This window comes from Aeromicrobium tamlense (assembly GCF_013408555.1).
Classification (GTDB): Bacteria; Actinomycetota; Actinomycetes; order Propionibacteriales; family Nocardioidaceae; genus Aeromicrobium; species Aeromicrobium tamlense.
In genome coordinates, this window is record NZ_JACBZN010000001.1 from 367,154 (window position 1) to 388,626 (window position 21,473).

The window sequence follows — 21,473 nt, forward strand, 5'->3', positions numbered from 1 at the left end:
GCGCCGTGAACCCCACCCCGTCCCGCAGCACGGTGCTCGTCGTGCTGGCCGCCCTGCTCGCGCTGGCGGTCGTGGCGGTCGTGCTCCTGTGGGCGCTGCGGGACGAGCCGTCTGACGCCCGGCGCACCGACGGCCCCCTGCCGCAGGAGCCGGGGACGGTGCTCGAGGTCGAGCCGGTCGCGGAGTCGCCGCTCGCGGGCAGCCGGGCTTGGCGCATCCTCTACACGACGACCGACCGCGACGGTGAGCCCGTCGAGGCGAGTGCGGCCGTCTACGCCCCGGAGGACTCCACGCTGACCGACCTCCCCGTCCTGGTGTGGGGCCACGGGACGTCGGGCTTCGCCCGCGACTGCTCGCCGAGCCTGCAGCAGGACCCGATGGCCGCGGGGTCGATGTACGTCGGCGACGAGGTGCTGCGGCGCGGCTGGGTCCTCGTCGCGCCCGACTTCCCCGGCGTGGGCGCCGACGGCGAGCAGCCCTACCTGATCGGCGAGGGTGCCGGCCGGACGATGCTCGACGCCGCCCGGGCCGCGCGCGAGGTCGACGGGCTGAGCACGTCGCCGCGGACCGCCGTCTGGGGCTTCTCCCAGGGTGGGCACGCCGCCCTCTGGGCCGGAGGGCTCCAGCCGACCTACGCGCCCGAGCTCGAGCTGGACGGCGTCGCCGCCCTCGCGCCGGCCACCTTCCTGCGCGAGACATTCGACCGGCTGCCGGCGCAGGACCGCATCTTCGCCGCGTACACGATGGCGTCCTACGACGCGGCGTACGACGACGTCAGCTGGGGCGACTACGCGAGCGACGAGGCCGAGTCGTTCGGACGGAAGCTGGCCGCGGAGTGCCTGCCCGACCCGCAGGCCTACTCCGAGCTCGCTGAGGAGGTGATGTCGTTCCAGGACGGTGCGATCTTCGACCAGTACTTCGCCGACGGCGCGATGGGCAGGAGGCTGGGGGAGAACGAGCCCGAGCTCCCGGTCCCGGCGCCCCTGCTCCTCGCCCAGGGCTCGGCCGACACCGTGGTCCCGGCCGAGCGACAGGCCGAGTTCGCCACCCGGGCGTGCGCGCGCGACCAGGTCCTGGACTACCTGACCGTCGAGGGACGTGACCACCTGGGACTCGTGCTGGAGGACTCGCCGCTGTACCCCGACCTGTTCGCCTGGACCGACGCCCGCCTGGCGGGCGAGCCCGGTCCCACCGTTTGCGCCCGCGCCACCGCGGGGCGCGGATAGGCTCGGCGCGATGCTCGACTACGCCATCGTGGTGGCCACGCGGAACCGCCTCGACATGCTGCGCATCTCGCTGCCGCTCTTCGTGGCGCAGACCCGGCCCGCCGCCCGGATCGTCGTGGTCGACCGCAGCGACGACCACGAAGCCGTGCGCGCGTACTGCGAGGCGGTCGCCCGCGACACCGACGTCCCGGTGGTCGTCCGCTACGGCGACCACGCCAACCTGCCGGCGCAGCGCAACCAGGGCCTCGACCTCGTCGAGGAGCCGGTCACGATGTACCCCGACGACGACTCGCTGTGGTTCCCCGACACGGCCGAGCACCTCATGGGCGTCTACGAGCAGGACCGCAACGCGCGCTACGGCGCCGTCTCCGCGACCCCTGTGGCCTCCGCGCCCCCCGGTGTCGACGTGCCCGTCGCGCCCACCCGGCGACTGACCAACGTGCCCGCCGTGATGGCCGTCCGCAACCGTGTGGAGCGGCTGCTGGTGCCCGCCCCCTTCGTCCTCTACGGCGCCGAGCGCACGCGTGCGCTGCGCTCCGGGGCGGTCGCGGACGGGCTCGACCACCCGCTCGTGCCCACGATCGGCGGCTACCGGATGACGTTCCGCACCGACGTGCTGCGGGCGGTGCGGTTCGACGCCACGCTCGGCTCGCGGGTCGGCTACGCCACGCACGAGGACATCGACATCGGCCTGCGCGTGCTGGCGGCCGGGTCGCTCGTCGCCGCGGCGCCGCGCTCGTTCGTGTTCCACTGCGTGGCGCCGGGAGCGCGGGCCGCCGGCTTCGACTACGGCTTCTTCCACGTCCTCAACTACGTGTACATCTGCGCCAAGGTGATGCCCGACCGCTCACTCGCGCGACGCAGGCTTCGCCGGTACCTGCGCTACAAGCTCTTCCTCTACGCGCTCAAGCGCCGCGACGAGTACGGCCGCCAGGTGTACGCCGGGGCGAAGGCGGCGCACGCGCGGCTCGACGAGGTGCTGGCGGCCGATCCCGCCGAGCTGCCCGAGCTCTACGGCCGGGTCGCCGACGCCGAGCGCGCCGCGTACTCCTCCCTCACCGACAGCTGAGCGCGCCGACGCTGGCGACCGCGCCGCCCTTCGACACCGTGACGGCCTCGTTCCCGGGGCCCCAGCGCGTGGCCCCGCACGAGGTGATCGTGGTGGGTCCGTACTCCCACGAGTCGGCGACGACCTTGAGGCCCGAGACCTCGCCCGGGGTGCCGAGCCGGAACGGGAACCCGCCGCCGGCGACCAGCACGTTCTCCACGGTGAGGCGCTCGTTGCCCGCGTCGTTCGGGTGGAAGATCGCGCCGTTGCCCAGGCACCCCTCGTCATGGTTGAGCAGGATCGTCGTGTCGCGGATCGTCACCGCCGCGGCGTCGTAGGCCTGGAACCCGTCGCCGTGCCAGTCGACGTCGGGGCACCCGTCCGCCGGCGCGATGCTGACGTAGGAGTCCTCGACCACGACCGGGCCGCAGCCGTTCGGGCGACCGCCGGCACGCAGACCCTCGGACAGTCCGATGACCTTGACGCGCGTGGCGCGGTAGCCGCCGAACTGGACGGCGGGCTGGAAGAGCTCGGTGTCGCCACGGACGAAGCTGGAGTCCTCGATCACGAGGTCGTTGTTGCACGTGTTCGCCTGCAGGTTGTCGATGCGCGAGCCCACGAACTCGACCCGCCGGATCGTCACGTCGGGTGCGCGCACGTGCAGCACCCCGTTCACGATGCGCACGTCCTCCAGCACCGCGCCGGGCTCGTCGATGTCGACGTCGCCGGTGAAGGTCTGCTGCGGCTCCCAGTCCTTCGGCACACCCGTGTTCGTCGAGGTCGGGAAGCCCTCGGCGCGGAAGTCGTCGGTGTCGACGATCTTCGGCAGGGCGGGGGCGTCCGCCTCCGGCACCTCTTCCCGCGGCACGAACAGCGGGTCGACCCAGTACTGGCTGGACTCCCACGACTTCGTCGGGAACGCGCTCTCGCCGTCGGCATAGACGCCGCTCTCGCCGGGCTCCACCGCGAGCGCGCCGGTGTACGACTGTCCCGAGAAGCCCACCGTCTGGGCGAAGTGGCCGCGCGGCGCGTGGTACGACACGACGTACCGCTCGCCCTCGGAGATCTCGACGGGCTGGTCGAACCACGCGGTGCGCCAGCCCTCCTGGCCGCCGGCCTGCTCGAAGTCGACGGTGGCGAGCCGCTCGCCGTCGGGCGACCAGAGGCTGGCGGTGTGCGGGCCCTCGTTGCGCGGCGTCCACCAGAACCGCACGCCGGCGACATCGCCCTCGACCTTGCTCGTGAAGGCGGTGCCGAGCTCGACCGGGTCCGCGTCGCTCACCACGTCGACGTGCGCCGGTGGGACCTCGGGCCACAGCGACACGACGTCGCCCGAGGGCGCTCCGTCGTCGAACGGGTCGAGCACGAAGAACGCGGCGGCGGCGAGCGCGACGAGGCCGACGCCGAGCGCCAGGCCGATGAGGACGAGGCGGCGCATCAGCGTCCCGCCTCGGTGCCGACGACGCCGCGCGAGGTCTCGTCGCGGTTCCAGCCGTGGTCGCCGCGTCGCGCCCGCAGGCGGGCGTGGGCGCGGGCCGCCACGGTGACGGCCACGTAGACCACGGCGGCGGGCATCAGCCGCGGCTCGGACCGCACGACGTCGCGCCACGTGGGGCGCGGCGCCTCGACCCGGTGGCCGAGGGCGGCCAGCTGCTGGTTGCCCGCGACGATCCGGACCTGGCGCCGGTAGAGCGACCGCAGCGTGCGCGGCGGGTGCACGGTGAACGTGGCGCCGGGCGGGTTGACGCGCTCGGCGTGGTCGAAGTGGGCGTAGACCCAGCCGTCGTCGGCGATGACGTCGGGGAAGGCGCCGAACCGCGCACGCCCCTCGGCCGACACGGCGTAGACGCCGGCGCCGATGACGTGGTGCCTGACGTAGCCGAGCCGCGAGCGGATCGCGTAGTACGCGCGGCACGGCAGCGACAGGCCCGTGGTGTCGAAGACGGGGCGCGGGGCCGCCGCCGGGTGACCCGCCTCGAGCGCCGTGACCACGGCCTCCAGCGCGCCGGGGCCGAGGACGACGTCGGCGTCGAGGTAGACGCGCGGGAACGCCGACACGGCGGCGTCGCCTGCGTTGAGCGCGGCGGTCTTGGAGGGCGTGGCGATCTCGACCACGCGGACGCCGTCGAACGCCGCGGCGATCCGGGGCGTGGCGTCGGTGGTGCCGTTGCAGACCACGACGGTCTCGTACTCGTGCGGCGCGGTGCCGGCGAGCGCGGCGGTCAGCGTGCGCCCGATGACGCGCTCCTCGTCGTGGGCGGGGATGACGATGCTGGCCCGGGCCGCGCCGCTCATCGTCCGCTGCCCTCGGGGAAGCCGTCCCACCACTCGGCGCGGCGCTGCCACGTGGCCAGCCACTTCGCGCCCCTGCCGGTGAGGCGGGCGCCGAGTGCGCGCAGGCCGACGCCGGCGCGCAGCAGCCAGACACCCAGCGGCCCCAGGCGCCCGTGATGCGTACGGGCGTAGGTGATCTTGCCGGCCAGCAGCAGCGGCTTGCTGCCGGCAGTGCCGGGGGAGGACGTGCCGATCGCGTGGACGACCTCGACCGCGGGGTCGATGACGGGACGCGCGCCGAGGGCTCGCGCCCGGGCGCTGAGGTCGGCGTCCTCACCGTAGACGAAGTAGCGCTCGTCGAAGCCGCCGAGCCGGTTCCACAGCCGGCGCTCCACCAGCAGCAGGCAGCCGGTGATCATGCCGACCTCGCGTACCGAGTCGCGCTGCCAGCCGCCGATGGCCTCGGGGTCGAACACGCGTGAGTGACGGAAGACGGTGGACAGGCCCGAGGCGAAGCAGAACGTGCTCCACAGGCTCGGCAGGCCCCAGCACGAGGAAGGCTCGAGCTCGCCCTCGGTGGTCAGGGTGCGGCCGCCGTACATGCCGTGACCGGGGTGGCGGTGCGCGAACCCGACCAGCTCGGCGAGCGAGCCGGGCCGCGCCTCCATGTCCGGGTTGAGCAGCAGCACCCACGGCGCGGAGCCGGCCGCGGCACCTTGGTTGACCGCGCGGGCGAAGCCCGCGTTGACGTCGTTGTGCAGCAGCCGCGCGTGGGGCGCGTGGCGCGCCACGACCGTCGCGCTGTCGTCGGCCGAGGCGTTGTCGACCACGACGAGCTCGGCCTCGAGGTCGCCGAGCGCGGCGGGCAGCGAGTCGAGGCAGCGACCCACCCAGTCGGCGCTGTTGTACGTGACGATGACGATCGTGACGTCCGCAGTCATGAGGACGCACCGCGGCGCCGGACGACGGTGGCGGGCACGCCGGCGGCCACCGAGTCGGGCGGGAGATCGCGGGTGACGACGGCACCGGCGGCGACGATCGTGCCGTCGCCGATCGTGACGCCGGGCAGCACCACGACGCGGGTGCCCAGCCAGGTGTTCGCGCCGATCACGACGTCGGCCTCGCGCTTGGGCAGGTCCATCACGGGACCGGGGCCGGCGTCGAAGTCGTAGTTCGAGGCGGTGATGAACACGTCGGGCCCGAGCAGCGCGTGGTCGCCGAGCGTGATGCTGCCGCTCGCGTCGCCCGCCCACAGGCAGCTGCCCTGGCCGATGTGGGAGCCGGCGCCGATCGTGACCCGGCTGCCGTTGCGCACCGAGACCGTGGGGGAGAGGCGCACGCCCGTGCCGATCGTGGCGTCGTCCAGCTCGGCCCCGTCGTAGCCGGCGAAGTTCGCCAGGCGCGCCCAGCGTCGCCACGTGCGGGGCCGCAGGACGCGGCGGGCCGCGCTCGAAGCCTGTCGACCGTCGCTCATGAATCGGTCCTCTCGACGTCGTCCACGCACGGTGGCCGGTCTGGCGGATTCGCCCACTGGGAGCAGTGCTGCGCAGTACAGTGTAAAGCGGTCGGCCGGTGCCTTTCGGCGGTTTGCGGCAGACGCCCGGGACTCGTGCTGCGGCCTCCCCGGCGTGCGACCCACGAGGGTGATGGGGTGAGCATGAGCGACGACACGGGCCTCGCACGCCACACCTCGATCAGCGTGCTGTGGATGACCGCTCAGCGCTGGGTGACGCGCCTCGGCGGCTTCCTGACGATCATCATCCTGACGCGGATCCTGTCCCCGGAGGACTTCGGCGTCGCGGCCACGGCCACCACGCTGCTGCCGCTGATCTACGTGCTCGCCGACGCGGGCTTCTCGGCGTACCTGGTCCAGGCCGACGACGTCGACGAGCGCACCCTCGCCACGGCGTTCTGGTTCTCGCTCGGCTCGGGCCTGCTGCTGGCCGGTGCGATCGCCGTGGCGGCCCCGTTCATCGGCTCGGCCCTCGGCGTGCCCGAGGCCGCGCCGCTGCTGCAGGTCATGGGCCTGTCCGTGCTGGCCGTCGCCCTCGGCTCGGTCCCGGTGGCCCTGCTGCGCCGGGCGATGGAGTTCCGCAAGCTCGCGCTCCTCGAGGCCAACGCCGCCATCATCGCCCAGGTCGTCGCGATCGCGGTCGCGCTCACCGGCGGCGGCGCCTGGGCGCTCGTCCTGCAGGTCCTGTGCGGCCAGCTGATCGTGCTCGTCTCGGTGTGGATCGTCGCGCGCTGGCGGCCGCACCCCGGCTTCTCCTTCGCGCGCTTCAAGGTCATGGTCGACTTCGGCCTGCACGTCGTGGGCAGCGGCCTGGTCTACGCGCTGCGCGTTTGGGCCGAGACCGCGATCGTCGTGGCCGGGCTGGGCGTGCGCGAGATGGGCTACCTCTCGATCGCGCAGCGGCTGGTCCAGACGGCGCAGGACCTGTCGATCTCGGCGCTGCTGCCGGTCTCGATGGCCGCGTTCGCGAAGATCCGCGACTCGGTCGACCGGCTGCGCGGCGCGTACCTGCGGGCCTCGTCCGTGGCCTACGCGGTCATCACGCCGCTCATGGTGTTCCTCGCGGTCGCAGCGCCCGAGGTGGTCCAGCTGCTGTTCGGCGCGGACAAGGCCGAGAGCGCCCATGTCGTCCCCGCCCTGGCCGTGATGGCGATCGCGGGCGTCGGCTGGGCCGTCGACCAGGCGCTCCTGGTCGGCACCGGACATCCCGGTCGCTGGTTCGCCTTCATCGCGACGATCTACAGCCTGGCGCTGCTGGTGTCCCTGTACCTCGTCCAGTTCGGGCTGATGGCGGTCGTCGTCGGCTGGGCCACGATCGCCACGGTCGAGGCGCTGCTGCGCTCGATCCCGGTCGCGCCCGTCATCGGGGCGACCCGCTGGCAGGTCATCCTGCCGTTCCTCGGGGTCGTGCCCACCGCGATCGTCGCGGGCGCCGTCGGCTGGGGCGTGCTGCACCTCGCCGACCCGCTGCCGCTCGTCCTCGAGATCTTCCTGGGCGGGGCCGCGGTGGGCATCACGTACCTGCTGGCCCTCGCGGTGCTGCGCCCGAAGACCACCGCCACCGTGCTCTCGGTCCTTCCCGGCCGGATCGCGGGGCCCGCCCGCGCCGTGCTCGGCCGCCGGGTCCGCGGCGCGTGAGTCAGGCCTCGAGGACCCGCGCGTAGAGCTCCTCCACGTGCTCGACGCGGCGGTCCCACAGCGAGACCTCCGCGCTCTGCCGCCGGGCTCCCTCGGCGAGCCGGGCGCGCAGCACGGGGTCGGCGCACAGTCGGGCGAGGGCGTCGGCGAGGTCCCGGGCCAGCTGCTCGGGATCGGTCACGGGCACGCGGATCCCGCACGCGTCGGTGACCGTGCTCGACGGTCCGCCGCGGTCGCACGCGACCACCGGCAGGCCGTGCGAGAGCGCCTCGATGACGACGATGCCGCCCGCCTCGCGGTAGCTGGGGAACACGAACACGTCGGCCTGCTCGTAGAAGGAGTCCACCTGCTCGTGCGGGACCCGGCCGTGGAACCGCACGAGGTCGGCCACCCCCAGCTCGGCGGCGAGCGCCTCGCAGGCCGCGCGGTCGTAGCCGTCGCCCACGACGTCGAACGTCGCCGTGCCGCGCGGCAGCAGCGCCAGGGCCCGCACCGCGTCGCGCACGCCCTTGGTGCGGATGACCCGTCCGACGAACAGCAGGCGCACACCCCGGGTGCGGTCGCTGCCCGGCGCCGGTGCGGGCAGCGACTCGATGCCGGTGTCGCTCATCGTGGTGAACGCACGCAGGCGGATGTCGCCGAGCTGCTCGCGGACGTAGTCGGCGATGCCGACGACGAGCGCGGCGTTCGCGAACGTGGCGCGCAGGCCGCGGCTGTGGCGGAGCCGGAACGCGTCGAGCCGGCGCAGGCCCGTGAACCACGGCGCACCGCCCTCCTCGTCGGCGAAGGCCGGCGGCGAGTCGAGGCTGCCGCCGACGGGGCCGATCACGTACGGGATGCCCGAGCGGGCCAGGGGGGAGGCGAACCGGAGCGAGACCGGGGTCAGCTGGTGCGCCAGGTCGAACCGCTCGCCGTGCGCCAGGGCCCGCCGGATCCAGCGGCGTGCCTGCCACGCGAACGGGTAGTAGCCCGGGTTCAGCATGGCCTTGAAGCGCTCGTGCCGGCCGATCAGCGGGGGCTCGGTCCACTCGACGACGCGAGCGTTCGGGACGGTTCCGGTCAACGGCAGCCCGGCGCGCTGGCGGTAGCACAGAACGGTGACGTCGTGACGCTCCGCGAGCCGGTGGATCCACTGGTACGCGATCCAGGCCTCGCCGACGGACTCGGGGTGCGCCGTCGAGACGACCAGCAGGAGGCGCAGCCGGCGCGGCTCGGGGACGGGCGCGACGGGAACGGGGCGGTCGGTCATCGCAGCGCTCACCTCGGCCTCGGGGACGGTCGCCACATCGTATCCGCGAGACGCCCTCGGGCGGGCGATTCCGGCACTACGCTCGTGACATGGCAGACGGTTCGCGGCTCGTGCCGATCGCCGGGATCGACCGGCTCCTGGGCGGGTCGATCATCCGCCAGTCCTTCAGCCCCCTCGACCTGCCGCCGCCCGAGGCGCTGCGCGAGGCGTTCGTGCGCCTGGCCGCCCACGGCCCGCAGACCCGCGTCGGCTTCGAGCGCGCGGACGCCGACCACTGGCGCTACCGCGGCGCCGCGATCGCCGACCGCGCCGACGAGGTCGTCCGCGTCGTGCCCGACGACGTCACCGAGTCCGCACAGGACTGGCTCGTCGCCCACCTCGTCCCGGACCTGCCGGTGCAGTTCGCGCTGAAGGACGACGAGCTCGCCACCGCCATGGACCACGTGCTGCTCGACGCGCCGCTGGCCTCGAGCCTGCCCGCGATCGTGCTGATGATGGCCGCTGGCGCGCCCGTGCCGGCGATGTTCGACGGCGTCACCGACCGGCCCCTCTCGAAGGCACTCTGGAACACCTTCGGGCGCCACCCCCGGAACGCCATCGCCCTCGTGCGCGACCGCGGCGGGGTCCCCGGTCCGCCGCCGGCGGGCGAGGCCCCACGCGAGGACGACCGGCTGCCGCTGATCGACCCGGGTGGCCTGACCCGCCGCCTGCACCGCGACTGCGACGTCGCCGAGATGGCCGGGGTGCGCGCGTGGGGCGCGAAGCACGGACTGGGGATCAGCCCCACGATGCTGCTGCTGGCCGCGGCCGCCACCGAGCAGGCCGGTCTCCCGATCGAGCCCCAGGGCGACCTCGTGGTGGACCTGCGCCGCTACCTGCCGAAGGGCGTCACGACCGGGGGCAACTTCATCACCGGCGTGTCCGTCCCGGTGTGGTCCGAGGGCTTCGAGCCGGAGATGCTGGGCGAGAGCCTCGACGCGATGCTGAGCTCGGGGCGGCCCCTGGCCGCCGTCGCCGCGCGGCTGCTGCGCACGAAGCGCCGCCCGCCCGTGCCGCCCACGACTGCCGACACCGTGCCGCGTCCCGTGCGGGCGCGCGTCTCGGTCAGCAACCCCGGCGTGCTGAAGATCTACGAGTCGATGCCGTGGACCGTCCCGGGTGCCGAGCGGCGTGCCGTGCACGGCACCGAGGGCATCGCCCCGAACACGATCGGCTGGATCAGCTCGACCGACGCCGGGCGCTTCCGGATCTCGGTCTCGTACCGCGGCGACGCCTTCGACCCCGCGCAGGTCGAGCGCGCCGCGGACCTCGTGTTCACGGACCCGGTGGCGGTCCTGGACGCGATGCTCTGACCTGACGCGCCCACCTCCGGCGCAGTCGGCGCGCGACGGCACGCCGCAGGACGCGGAGCGGGTGGGTGACGGTGGACCCGGTCGGCACCAGCGACGGGTCGGGACGCCGTGGCTCGAGCACGACGATGCGATGGACCGCCCCGGCCATGCCCAGCAGCAGGAAGTACGTGCCCATCGTCATCGGGAACGCGAACGAGTCGAACAGCGCCATGCCCGTGGCACCGGCGGCGATCGCGGCGAGCAGCGACAGGCCGAGGTCGCGGGTGTCCTCGTCCCGGGCGAGCAGGCGCACGCGCAGGGACACCCACAGCCCCGCGAGCGCGAGCAGCAGGAACGCCGCGGTGCCCACGAGGCCGATGCTCACCATGAGCAGCAGGTACTGGTTGTCGAAGATGCGGTACTTGGGCAGGAACGAGCCGAGACCGCGCCCGAACGCCGGCGACTGCGTGATGAACGCCCACGCGATCTCGTAACTGTCGGTGCGCGAGGTGATGCTCGGATCGGTGCCGACGTTGCGGAACAGCGACTGGATCGTGCCGAACAACCGCGGCACGGCCGCGAACAGCACCACGGCCATCGCGAGCGCGCCGGCCAGGAACAGCCGCCGGCGCTGGCGCGGCCAGCCGACCACCAGCACGGCGGCGGCCACCGCGGCGCTCACGTACGCCGACCGCGAGAACGTCAGCGCGATCGTCACGCCCACCATGAGCGTGGGGATCCACTGCAGCAGCCGACGGTCGTGGGTGGTGTGGAACGCCGCGTGCAGCGTGAACGGCAGCAGCATCGCCATGATCACGCCGTACTCGATCGGGTGCGTGGCGGTGCCCGAAGGGCGGATCGTCTCGCCGCGGGTGAAGATCTGGAACTCGGCGGCCGACAGGCCCGGGATCGAGATGCGGTTGATGATCGGGTCGCTCGTGACCACCTGCATGAGTCCGAGGAACGCCATCAGTCCGCCGGCCCAGGCCAGCGCCGTGGCCAGCGTCCGGGCCCGCTCCATCGTCGAGATGCCGTCGTGGGCCACCAGCAGGGTGCCCGTCCACGACAGCGTCACGGCCATCGCGACATTGACCGGGCTGATCTCGTCGAAGTCGATCGGCCGGGACATCGCGACGACGTACGTGATCGCGACGCACGTGACGAAGCCGAACAGCGCCCGGCGGACGGGCAGCACCTCACGCGGGTGGCTCTGGCTGGTGGTGCGGCCCACCTGGTAGAGCGCCCAGCCGCCCAGGCTCACCAGGCCGACGAGCATCGAGGGCGAGCCGGCGCTGCCGAGCGCGGGGACGACCAGCCGGGACGGGATCGCGTAGAGGACGGTCAGGTAGAGCAGCAGCCACGTGACCGAGTCCATCCGCGCGGGGGTCCGGACGGTCGAGCTCATGGCGGGGTGAGGCTCCGCGAGGTCTCGGCGTGGCGCTCGCCGTCGGCGGGCTCCCACTCCTTCGAGGACTCGTCCGCGTCGTCGGACGCGGTGGGCTCGGCGCCCTGCTCCTCGGCCTCCGCCTCGGCCTCGCGGCGGCGCCGGGCCGCTCCGAGGCGACGGGCCAGCGCGTCGATGCCGGCGGTGGCGCCGGCCGTGATCGCCAGGCCCACGGCGACGGCCGCGACGAGGGCACGCGTGGTGGCCCGGGTGACGGGGGTGGCGTCGAGGTCGGCGGCCAGCTGCATCGAGGTGATGGAGTCGCCCTTCGGCACGTCCTGCTGGCGCTGGAGGTCGGCCAGCGCCTGCGGCGCCGCGGCCAGGACCAGCTCGAGGGTGTCGATCGTGGCCGCGGCGGTCTGCGCCGAGACCTGCACCAGCACGACCGGTCCGCGCATCGTCGGGTCGGTGGAGACCTGGTAGAGCGCGTTGGGCTGCTCGGCGACGATCTGCTCGCGGACCTCGTCGCCGTTGAGGCGCGCGACCACGAGGGACGTCGGGACGTCGAGGTTGTTCAGCTGCAGGAACGGGTTCTGGATGCCCTCGCCGCTGACCTGGTCCTCGGGCGGGAGCAGCAGCACCGTGCCGCTGGCCTCGTAGACGGGCGGCGTGGAGGTGTACGCGACGTAGCCCAGCACTCCGGTGAGGAGCAGGCCCGCCACGACGACGTACCAGCGCCTCAGCACCGTCCTGACGACTTCTACCAGCATGGATTCCCCAACGGTCTCGTTCCCCGACTGCCGCACGAAGACCCCGTGCCGGCCATCGTGCCCCCATCGTAACGAGGCATGCGTCACGTGGGGCGCTTTCTCGATCGGGGCCGTGACTGGTGGGACCAAGCCCGTCGTTCCGGGCGGTTCGCGGCGTGGCCCGTGTCAGACTGGGCGGACACGCGGACGGTCGGGCCGCGGACGAGGAGTGACGTGGTCTTCTGGGACGTGCTGGTGGCGGCGGCTCGCCGCTGGTACGTCGTGTTCCTGGGGCTGATGGTCACCTACGTCGCGATCGCCGCCGTCGAGGCCCGCCAGGACGTCTACTACCTGCGCGGCCAGGCCGTGTTCGTCGCGCCGGCCAGCCAGGTCTACCCGAACAAGCTGCGCGTCAACGCCGCCGACCTCATCACGGTCGCCGGGATCGTAGGCAAGCGGATCAACGGGATGGAGGCGCTGCCGAAGACGGCGTCGTCGGCGGCCACGATGGTGGGCCGCGGGGTCCGCGACGGCGTGCTCATCACGCTGCCGGACAACGGGGTCCAGTGGGCGCCGTACTACGACACGCGCGCTCTCTACATCGAGGTCGCGGCGCCCGATCCCGACACCGCGCGCGAGCGACACCGCGCGGCCCTGGCCGAGATCGGCGCGGAGCTCGAGGCGCTGCAGGACGAGCAGGACGTCGCCGCCGACGAGCGCGTGACGATCGCCCCGTCGCCGGAGTCCCCGGCCGTCTACCGCCTCGGTGGGCAGCCGATGTTCGCCAAGATCATGACGCTCGTGATCGGCGGCGGCATCACGCTGACGATCGTCGCCGCCATCGAGCGCCGCGCCCAGCGCCGGCGCAGCCCGCAGACGACCGCGCCCGCCGAGCGCGAGCTCGTCAGCAGCAGCTGAGGCTCGGCGCGGCGGGCGCGGTCGGTCGGACTCCGGGTCAGCCCCGGAAGCCCAGGCACGAGAGCGGACGCTTGGACGACCAGGCGCCCGTGCCCTCGTTGTAGCTCACGTACTCGTTGCCCGCGCCCCACGTGATCCCGCCGGTGCAGGACTGGTTGTGGCTGGGCCCGTAGTACCAGGAGTCGTCGACGACCTTGAGGTTCCGGACGGTGCCCGGGGTGTCGAGCCGGAAGACGAAGCCGCCTCCGGACACCAGCACCTTGTCGATGTCGGCGCTGGTGTTGCCCTGGGTGGGGTAGAAGAACGCCGAGTTGCCGATGCAGTACGGCGTCGGGTTCAGCTTGAGCACCGAGTTGCGCACGGTGACCTTCGGGCCGTTGTAGCCCTGCAGCGCGTCGCCGTGCCAGTCGATGCCGCTCCCGGCGCGCTCGCAGCCCGCGTAGGCGTTGACGTTGACGAACGTGTCCTCGACGCGGACCTCGCCGCAGCCGTAGTCCTTGCCGCCGACGCGCAGGCCCTCGGACGGGCCGTCGATCTTCACTCGCCGCGCGGTGTAGCCGCCGAACTGGATCGCGGGCTGGCCGATGTCGGTGCTGCCCCGCAGGATCGTCGTGTCCTCGATCACCAGGCCGTTGGAGCACTGGCGGCTGAAGACGTTGTTGATCTGGCCGCTGCTGATCTCGACGCGACGGACCGTGACGTTGTTGGCCCGGATGTTCAGGCTGCCGTTCACGATGCGCAGGTCCTGCACCACGGCGCCCGCGGTGGTGACGTTGTAGTCACCGTTCACGGTGGTCCGCGGCGACCAGCCCGACGGCGTGCCGGTGGAGGCGCGGGTCGGGAAGTTGGTGCCACCGGGTGCCGTGGTGGGCGCCGTCGTCGGAGCGGTGGTGGGGCTCGTCGTGGGTGACGTCGTCGTCGGCTGGCTTGTCGGCTCCGTGGTGGGGCCGCCCGTGGGCTCGGTGGTCGGCGCCGTCGTCGGCTCGCTCGTGGGTGCCGTGGTCGGGCCGGTGGTGGGGCTCGTGGTCGGCGGGGGCGTGGTCGGCCCGTCGCCACCGGTCGAGACCACCACGTCGACGTGGTAGTTCGAGGCCCGGTAGGTGCGGGTCGGGAAGTTGCCGAGGCGGCCGCTGTAGACGCCGGCGTTGGGCTCGGCCTTCAGGACGCCGTTGCTGATCGAGCGCGTGAACTGGCGCTGGTCCTGCGGCTGGCGGCCCTGGGGCGCCGAGTAGGACACGATGTAGTCGTCGCCCGGCTCGAGCTGCACGGGCGAGTCCAGTTGGACGGTGTCGAGGCCGGTCTGGCCGGAGGGCTCGAAGGTCACGGTCGACAGGGCGCGGCCGGTGGACGACCACAGCGTCGCGATCGTCCCCGCGCTGAGCGTGTGGTTGCGGTACACCTGGATCGCCTCGGCGTACGCCGGGCTGGTGACCTGGAACTTGAGTCCGACCTCCCACGGTCGGGAGTCGCCCAGGGCGCGAGGACGCAGGTCGTCGGGCAGCAGGCTCTGGGTCTGCTGCGCGGCGGGCGCGCGCTCCGTCGCTGCGAAGAGGGCTGGGGTGGTGAGGGAGACCGCGAGCAGTGCCATGACGAGGCTGCGTCGCGAGAAGTTGAGTTTCCGCTTGGCCGAGATCCTGCGGTGCTTTCTGGGGGAACGGTGGGTCAACGGCATGAAGTTAAGCCTTGTGAATAGGGGCTTGGTCGCGCCAACCCTTGCATGGCGCGACACGGCGATGCAAGCGGAATGACAGGGAGAACGGGCCGTTCCGTGTGACGGGTGTGCTTCAGGATGCGGGAGGGATCGGCCCGCGCGAGAGCACGAAGCGCTCGAACTCCTCCCGTGTGACCAAGTCCACATAGTTCGTTCTGACTGGTCCGCCATGATCCGTGCTACCCAGCAGGGACTCCCAGACGCCGACGTAAGCCTCCGACTGCGGTTTCCAGTCCAAGTGGGTCGAGACCCGATCGCGGGCCTCTCGGGCCAGCCTGACGCGCAGTTCCGGGTCGTCGAGCAGCCGTTCGACGGCATCGGCGAAGGCCCCCACGTCGCCCGATTCCACGAACAGGCAGGTCTCACCTGCCGAGACGCGCGTCTCCACGAGGTCGAACGAGACGGTGGGCAGCGCGTACGCCATGTACTCCATCGTCTTGTTCATCGTGGAGACGTCGTTGAGGGGCGTCTTGAGGTCGGGGCACAGGCCCACGCTGGCGGCGCTGAGGTGGCGCGCGATCTCGGGAGGGCCGACCCGGCCGGTGAACGTGACGACGTCGTCGAGCCCCAGCTCGTTGCTGCGGCGGCGCAGGTCCTCGTAGCAGTCGCCGAAGCCCATGAGGACGGCGTCGACGTCGGTGCGGCCGCGGCGGTGCACGAGCTCGTCCATGACGTCGAGGACCGTCTCGACCCCGTCCTGCGGGCCCATGATCCCCAGGTACGCCAGCGTGTGGCGCGTGCGGTCGGCGTCCTCGGGCAGGTGGATCGGGCGCATCGTGGAGGTGTCGGGGCCACTGCGCACGACGGTGACGTCGGCGGGATCGAACCCGCCGCGCTCGATCGCGATCCGCTGGTACGACTCGTTCGTCGAGATGACGTGGGTGGCCGTGGCGTACGTGCGCCGCTCGAGCCAGCGCAGGAACCCCAGCTGCAGCCGGCCCATGAGTGAGGTCGGCTCGCCGAAGCGCGAGAGGAACAGCTCGGGGTTGAGGTCGTGCTGGTCGAAGACGAAGGTCACGCCGCGGCGACGCCACAGCCGGGCCAGCGCCCAGTAGGTGTCCGGCGGGTTGCAGGCCTGGATCGCCTGGAAGGGGCGCTCGCGCCACACCTTCAGCGAGAGCCGAGCCGTGCGGAGCCAGGAGTAGACGAACTCCACGAGGTAGCCCAGCGCGCCCGAGGCCTGCGGCGCCGGCCGGTACTTGTGGATGCGGACGCCGTCGAGGGTCTCCGAGGACGGGTCGCCCGGTCCCTTCGGGCAGATCACGCTGACGTCGAAGCCGGCGGCGATCAGCGCTCGGCACTCCAGCCACACCCGGCGGTCCAGCGGGACGGGCAGGTTCTGGACGATCACGAGGACGTGAGGCCGAGGCCCGGACGCGTGCGACATGGGCACCAGCCTAGGGAGTCCGGGACCTCGTCGTGGTGAAACCGCGGCGCTCGTCCGGCCGCGGTTCGAGGCGGTACCGGCGGCCCCGCGCCGGTGCCATACTCCTGCCATGACGACAGAGCAGGCGCCCCGGCGGACCCCACCCGTCGTCGTCACGCCGCCCACCGGATGGGACCTGTCCACGTGGCAGGGCCTGGTCGACATCGTCCGCGAGGACATGGCGTCTCACGCCCGCGGCTGGCTCGTCCCCGCCAAGCACATGCTCGCGGTGCACCGCTTCGGCGAGTGGGTCCACGCCCCGCAGCGCGGGCTGCTCGGGGGCCGGCTCGGCCGCATCGCCTACAAGCTCGTCAACGCGGCCTACGTCCGGAACGTCCTCGGGTTCGAGGTCAGTCACGACACCGCGATCGGGCGCCACGTCGTCTTCGTCCACCAGAACGGCGTCGTGCTGCAGCCCGGCGCCGTCATCGGCGACGACTGCATGATCTACCACGGCGTCACCCTCGGGCGGCGGTGGGAGCCCGATCACGCCGAGGCCTACTACCAGCCCCCGCGCATCGGCCGCGGCGTCCACCTGGGCGTCGGCTGCGTGGTCATCGGCGCCGTCAGCGTGGGCGACGGGGCGAAGGTCGGGCCCAACGCCGTCGTCGTCACCGACGTCCCCGAGGGTGGCAGCGTCGTCTCGCCCCCCGCGCGGTCGCTGAGGCTGCGATGATCGCAGCGGCGTTCGCCGACCTCCTGCGGCTGGCCGACGACCCGCAGCGCGTCGCGGTGATCGACGGTGACGTCACGCTGACCCGCGGCGAGCTCCACGACCGCGCCCGCGCGCGGGCCGCGCAGATCGAGCGCACGGTTCCGGAGGACGAGCGCGTGGCGCTGTCCGGCACGGGCCACGAGGCCGTGGTCGACCTCGTCGCCGTGCTGCTGGCGGGCCGCTCGCTCGTGATGCTCCCGCGTCCCACGCCCGAGCGCACGCGCGAGCTCGCCGCCCGCTCCCGCTGCCGCGTCGACCTCGCCGCCGGTGTGCTGGAGCCGTTCGACGTCGAGCCGTCCACCGACCCGCGCCACCGTCCCGGCGACGGCATCGCCGACACCGGCTCTCCCGAGGCGCTGCTGCTCTTCACGTCGGGCACCACCAGCGAGCCGAAGGGCGTGCGGCTGTCCGTGCGCAACGTGGCCTGCAACGTCACCGCGGTCGACCAGGTCGTCGAGCCGTGGGACCCGGACTCCGACGTGCTGGGCTTCATCCTCGACCCCACCCACTCCTACGGCTTCTCGATGGTGTTGCTGGCGCTGATGCGCTCAGTGCCGCTGCTGATGACCTCGGGCACGCTGCCGTCGCGGCCGCTGGCCGAGCTGCTCGACCGGCACCGCGTGACCGTGCTGCCGTGCGTCCCCTACTACCTGCGCCTCGTCGCGCGGCGGTTCACGCTCGGGCAGGACTTCGCGCCGCACCTGCGCACGCTGCTGCTGGCCGGGGGAGGGGTCTCCGACGCCGCGCTCGCCGAGCTGACCTCGGGCTTCGCCGGCGGGACGCACCTCATGTACGGGCTGACCGAGGCCACGGCGCGGGTCGCGGTGCGCCCGCCCTCGAGCGCCGCGCCGGCCGACTCGGTGGGGCTGCCGCTGCCGGGCACCACGGTCGACGTCGTCGACGAGGACGGCCACGTGGTCACCGGGCGGGAGGGCCGCATCCGCGTCACGGGCCCGTCGGTGTTCCTGGGCTACCTCGGCGATCCCGTGCGCGAGCCGGGCACGCCGTTGGTCACGACCGACCTCGGACGCCTGGACGAGCGTGGCCACCTCACCGTGACCGGTCGGCTCGCCGAGATGATCAACTTCCGCGGCAACCGGGTCTCGGCGGTGGCGGTCGAGGCCGACGTCGCCCGGGTCGACGGGGTGGCCGGAGCCCTCCTGCTGGCCGACGACACGGTGGAGGACGCCCAGTGCTCCCTGTTCGTCGAGCTCGCGCCGGGAGTCGAGCGCGACGGCCTCACCCGCCGGATCCTGGCGGCCGTCGAGCCGCGCGGGCTGGTGCGCGAGGTGACCGTGGTGGAGCGACTCGAGACCACCCGCACGGGCAAGCTCGTACGGCGCCGGCCGGCGCCGGCGCCCGAGGCCTGACTCAGAGCGACGTCAGCAGGTACTCCGCGTACAGCGAGCGGCGCGTGTAGAGCTCGAAGAACTTCTCGACGTCGGAGGTGGACAGCCCCAGCCGCTCGGCCGTGGCGCCGGCGTCCTCCTTCTGGTCCCACGCCAGCCACAGCTCGTCGTTCGTGCGCACCGACGTGCCGTAGAAGTACTCCTCCTGGCTCTGCGGCGCGCTGAACGTGTCGGTCGTGGGCGGGCGCTTCTGGACGGACTCGGGCACGCCGATGTGCGCGGCGACCTCGTACACGTGCGACTTCAGCAGGTGGCGCAGCGGGAAGACCTCGCCGCAGCCGTCGCCGTGCTTGACGTAGAAGCCCTGGTCGAGCTCGAGCCGGTTGGAGGTGCCCACGACGATCTGGTTGCGCTCGTCGGCGATCCGGTAGGTCGAGAGCATCCGGATGCGCTGCTTCTGGTTCGTCGCGGCCATGATCGTCAGGAAGTCGCGCCCGCCGAGGCGGTGCATCGTCTGCTCGCCGCCGCGGATCACGTTGAGGCGGAACGACTGGAGCTGCTCGTCGTTGCCGAGGGCCGGGTCGAACTCGACCGAGTAGCGGTCGCCCGCGTCGGCGTCGAACTCCGGCACGATCCGGCGCACCACGGCGAGACGGTCGTCGTAGCAGCCGAGCGCGTCGAGCGGCGCGGTGATGTCGCGGTGCAGCAGCTCCACGCCGAACGCGTCGGCGACCTCCTGCGCGTAGCCGACGGTCTCGCCCGAGCTCTCCTTGTCGGGCAGCGTCAGCGCCACGACGCGCTTCGGGCCGAGCGCGCGGACCGCGAGACCGAGGCAGGCCGAGGAGTCGATGCCGCCGCTGAGCGCGACGATCGCGCCGGTGCGGCGGAAGTGCCGGGCCGTGTCGCGGATCGACGAGACCAGCAGGTCGGTGGTGGCGGCCACGTCCTCGAGATCGATCCGGCGGCTCAGTTCCTGGATGTCGGTCATGCGGTTCCCCTTCGAAGGTCGGCGTTCGCGTCCGCGAACCCGTAGGTCTGGACGAGCATCTGGGTGCTGAGGATCCACACGAGCGCGAGGTCGTCGTGGAAGCTCGTGCGGCTGCGCTGCGTCTTGTCGATGAGCCAGGCGACACGGCGCGGGTCGAACACCTCGGTGTCGGCCACCGCGTCGGGGGACAGGTACTGCTCCAGCAGGGCGAGTCCGGTGGGGGAGCGAAAGACGCCGCCCTCGGGCGCGGTGTACGGCTGCTTGACCCGCTCGGTGACGGCCGGCGGCAGCTGGTCGCGAACGGCCTCCTTCAGCACGAGCTTCTCGTTGAGCTCGTGCAGCTTCGACGACTCGGGCAGCGTCAGCGCGAAGTCGATGACGTCCTCGTCGAGGAACGGGTAGCGGCACTCCACGCTCTGCGCCATGAACGGGCGGTCGCACTGCGTGGCCAGCAGCGAGGTGCCCAGGAAGTAGGTGGCCTCGAGGTACTGGGCCCGCTCCACCGTGGACCAGCCGTGGAACGACTCGGGCAGGCGCTCGCGGACGCCCTCGAGCGTGCCCTCCAGCGAGACCTGCTCGCGCAGCGGCTCGGCGAGGTACTGCGTGATGCGGAACGCCGCGCTCCAGCGGTGCAGGTGCGAGAAGACCGGGTCGTCGTGCTGCTCCAGGCCGCGCTCGTAGAAGGCGCGTCCCGCGCCGCGGCCCAGCTGCTCCTGGTGCGCGAGCGCCTTCTCCAGCAGTCGCGCGAAGGCGGGGGAGTCGGGATCGGCGCTCCACTGGTCGCGGATCGAGGCCACCTTGAACACGTCGTAGCCGCAGAACAGCTCGTCGGCGCCCTCGCCGCTGAGGACGGCCCGTGAGCCGCTGTGCTTGATCCGCTCGGCGAGCGCGATGGACGAGCCCGGTGCCGTGCGCATGAGCGGCAGCTCGGCGTGGCGGGTGATGAGCTCGAGGGCGCGAGCCACGGCCTCGTCGTCGCACACGATCGCGTCGTGGCGGGTGCCGAAGTGCTCCGAGACCATCGCCTGGAACGGCGCCTCGTTCAGCCCGTCCTGCGTGAACTGGATGGAGAAGCTGTCGATCTGCTGCTCGGGCCGGATCGCGCGCAGGGCCGCCAGGACGGCACTCGAGTCGAGGCCGCCCGAGAGCAGGACCGCGGGATCGCCGTACTGGGGCACGCGGCGCTCGACCGCCGCGGTGAGCAGGCCCAGCAGCTCCTTGGCCTGGTCGTCCACGGGGCGGTCGTCGCGCTGGTCGGCGAACGCGAAGCTCCAGTAGCGGGTCACGGTCTCGCGGCCCTCGTGCGACGCGACGAACGAGCCGGCCGGCACCGAGGAGACGCCGTGGAACGCGGTGCGTCCGGGGTGCAGGCCCCACAGCACGCCGGCGTCGACGATGTCCGGCAGCGACATCGGGGTGCGCAGGCCGGCGTCGGCGAACGCCTTCACCTCGGAGGCGAAGACCAGCTCGTCGGCGGGTGTGCGGGTCCAGAACAGCGGCACGATGCCGAGCCGGTCGCGCCCCAGCAGCAGCCGGCGCCGCTCGTCGTCCCAGAACGCGATCGCGAACTGTCCGCGGAAGCGCGCGAAGGCGTCGGTGCCCCATTCCATGAGGGAGTGCAGGACGACCTCGGTGTCGCCCGCGGTGCGGAAGGAGTGGCCGAGGCCCGACAGCTGGGAGCGCAGCTCGGCGAAGTTGTAGACCTCGCCGTTGAACGAGAGCAGGTAGCGGCCGGCGTCGTCGGCCATCGGCTGGCGCGACGTGGGCTTGTCGACCAGGGCCAGCCGGACGGTGCCGAAGTGCGCCGGGCCGGAACTGGTGGAGAGGCTCTCGTCAGGACCGCGGTGGGCGATGCTGGTCAGCATCCGCTCGACCGACCGCAGTCGGTGGGCGTCGTCGTGGGCCGCCGGTGCGACGATCCCCGCAATTCCGCACATGGCCGGTCCCGGAGCGG

At 72.8% G+C, this 21,473-nt stretch carries 18 protein-coding genes; 7 read left to right on the forward strand and 11 right to left on the reverse strand.

Features of this window, described 5'->3' with window-relative positions; genetic code table 11:
* Positions 1-5: 5 nt before the first annotated feature.
* A complete protein-coding gene (locus BJ975_RS01860) occupies positions 6-1,226 on the forward strand; it encodes a lipase family protein (RefSeq protein WP_179423092.1) in 1,221 nt (406 codons plus the stop codon).
* A gap of 10 nt (positions 1,227-1,236) precedes the next feature.
* Positions 1,237-2,295, forward strand: a complete 1,059-nt coding sequence (locus tag BJ975_RS01865) for a glycosyltransferase family 2 protein (RefSeq protein ID WP_179423094.1) — start codon at positions 1,237-1,239, stop codon at positions 2,293-2,295.
* On the opposite strand, the gene BJ975_RS01870 is transcribed toward BJ975_RS01865, so the two are convergent.
* The 4 genes from BJ975_RS01870 to BJ975_RS01885 are packed head-to-tail and all read right to left on the reverse strand — an operon-like array spanning position 2,282 to position 6,022.
* Positions 2,282-3,712, reverse strand: coding sequence for a DUF4082 domain-containing protein (locus tag BJ975_RS01870; protein ID WP_179423096.1), 1,431 nt, complete (start codon positions 3,710-3,712; stop codon positions 2,282-2,284). The genes BJ975_RS01865 and BJ975_RS01870 overlap by 14 nt on opposite strands.
* A complete protein-coding gene (locus tag BJ975_RS01875) occupies positions 3,712-4,569 on the reverse strand; it encodes a glycosyltransferase family 2 protein (protein ID WP_179423098.1) in 858 nt (285 codons plus the stop codon). The genes BJ975_RS01870 and BJ975_RS01875 overlap by 1 nt, the downstream gene beginning before the upstream one ends.
* Complete coding sequence (locus tag BJ975_RS01880) at positions 4,566-5,489, reverse strand: glycosyltransferase family 2 protein (RefSeq protein ID WP_179423100.1); 924 nt, start codon at positions 5,487-5,489, stop codon at positions 4,566-4,568. The genes BJ975_RS01875 and BJ975_RS01880 overlap by 4 nt, the downstream gene beginning before the upstream one ends.
* A complete protein-coding gene (locus BJ975_RS01885; RefSeq protein ID WP_179423102.1) occupies positions 5,486-6,022 on the reverse strand; it encodes an acyltransferase in 537 nt (178 codons plus the stop codon). The genes BJ975_RS01880 and BJ975_RS01885 overlap by 4 nt, the downstream gene beginning before the upstream one ends.
* A 183-nt stretch (positions 6,023-6,205) precedes the next feature.
* Here BJ975_RS01885 and BJ975_RS01890 point away from each other — a divergent pair, with 183 nt between their 5' ends.
* Positions 6,206-7,699, forward strand: a complete 1,494-nt coding sequence (locus tag BJ975_RS01890; RefSeq protein WP_179423104.1) for a lipopolysaccharide biosynthesis protein — start codon at positions 6,206-6,208, stop codon at positions 7,697-7,699.
* Position 7,700: 1 nt separating this feature from the next.
* Here BJ975_RS01890 and BJ975_RS01895 read toward each other — a convergent pair whose 3' ends face one another.
* Positions 7,701-8,948: a glycosyltransferase family 4 protein gene (locus BJ975_RS01895; RefSeq protein ID WP_179423106.1), complete on the reverse strand. Its 1,248-nt coding sequence runs from the start codon at positions 8,946-8,948 to the stop codon at positions 7,701-7,703.
* Positions 8,949-9,037: 89 nt separating this feature from the next.
* Here BJ975_RS01895 and BJ975_RS01900 point away from each other — a divergent pair, with 89 nt between their 5' ends.
* On the forward strand, positions 9,038-10,300 hold the full coding sequence (locus BJ975_RS01900; protein ID WP_179423108.1) for a hypothetical protein: 1,263 nt from the start codon (positions 9,038-9,040) through the stop codon (positions 10,298-10,300).
* Here BJ975_RS01900 and BJ975_RS01905 read toward each other — a convergent pair.
* Both BJ975_RS01905 and BJ975_RS01910 read right to left on the reverse strand, forming a co-directional pair.
* Positions 10,263-11,684 carry an O-antigen ligase family protein gene (locus tag BJ975_RS01905; protein ID WP_179423110.1) on the reverse strand — a complete coding sequence of 474 codons (1,422 nt, stop codon included), beginning with the start codon at positions 11,682-11,684 and terminating at the stop codon, positions 10,263-10,265. The two genes, BJ975_RS01900 and BJ975_RS01905, sit on opposite strands and share 38 nt — an antisense overlap.
* Positions 11,681-12,433, reverse strand: coding sequence for a YveK family protein (locus BJ975_RS01910; protein WP_179423112.1), 753 nt, complete (start codon positions 12,431-12,433; stop codon positions 11,681-11,683). Before BJ975_RS01910 ends, BJ975_RS01905 begins: the two co-directional genes overlap by 4 nt.
* Before the next feature lie 213 nt (positions 12,434-12,646).
* On the opposite strand from BJ975_RS01910, the gene BJ975_RS01915 reads away from it, so the two are divergent.
* Positions 12,647-13,330 carry a hypothetical protein gene (locus BJ975_RS01915; protein WP_179423114.1) on the forward strand — a complete coding sequence of 228 codons (684 nt, stop codon included), beginning with the start codon at positions 12,647-12,649 and terminating at the stop codon, positions 13,328-13,330.
* 37 nt (positions 13,331-13,367) lie between these two features.
* Here BJ975_RS01915 and BJ975_RS01920 read toward each other — a convergent pair whose 3' ends face one another.
* Together BJ975_RS01920 and BJ975_RS01925 are read right to left on the reverse strand one after the other, a co-directional pair.
* Positions 13,368-14,918, reverse strand: a complete 1,551-nt coding sequence (locus BJ975_RS01920) for a DUF4082 domain-containing protein (protein ID WP_179423116.1) — start codon at positions 14,916-14,918, stop codon at positions 13,368-13,370.
* A gap of 196 nt (positions 14,919-15,114) precedes the next feature.
* Positions 15,115-16,428 (reverse strand): glycosyltransferase family 4 protein, encoded by a 1,314-nt coding sequence (locus BJ975_RS01925; RefSeq protein WP_179423118.1) that lies wholly within the window; start codon positions 16,426-16,428, stop codon positions 15,115-15,117.
* Positions 16,429-16,537: 109 nt separating this feature from the next.
* Here BJ975_RS01925 and BJ975_RS01930 point away from each other — a divergent pair, with 109 nt between their 5' ends.
* Positions 16,538-17,143, forward strand: coding sequence for a serine O-acetyltransferase (locus BJ975_RS01930; protein WP_179423120.1), 606 nt, complete (start codon positions 16,538-16,540; stop codon positions 17,141-17,143).
* A complete protein-coding gene (locus BJ975_RS01935) occupies positions 17,140-18,552 on the forward strand; it encodes a class I adenylate-forming enzyme family protein (protein WP_179423122.1) in 1,413 nt (470 codons plus the stop codon). Before BJ975_RS01930 ends, BJ975_RS01935 begins: the two co-directional genes overlap by 4 nt.
* Position 18,553: 1 nt before the next feature.
* Here the strand turns inward: BJ975_RS01935 and nadE are convergent, their stop codons facing one another.
* Together nadE and asnB are read right to left on the reverse strand one after the other, a co-directional pair.
* Complete coding sequence (nadE, locus tag BJ975_RS01940) at positions 18,554-19,519, reverse strand: NAD(+) synthase (protein WP_179423124.1); 966 nt, start codon at positions 19,517-19,519, stop codon at positions 18,554-18,556.
* Complete coding sequence (gene asnB / locus BJ975_RS01945) at positions 19,516-21,456, reverse strand: asparagine synthase (glutamine-hydrolyzing) (protein ID WP_179423126.1); 1,941 nt, start codon at positions 21,454-21,456, stop codon at positions 19,516-19,518. The genes nadE and asnB overlap by 4 nt, the downstream gene beginning before the upstream one ends.
* Positions 21,457-21,473: the final 17 nt, after the last annotated feature.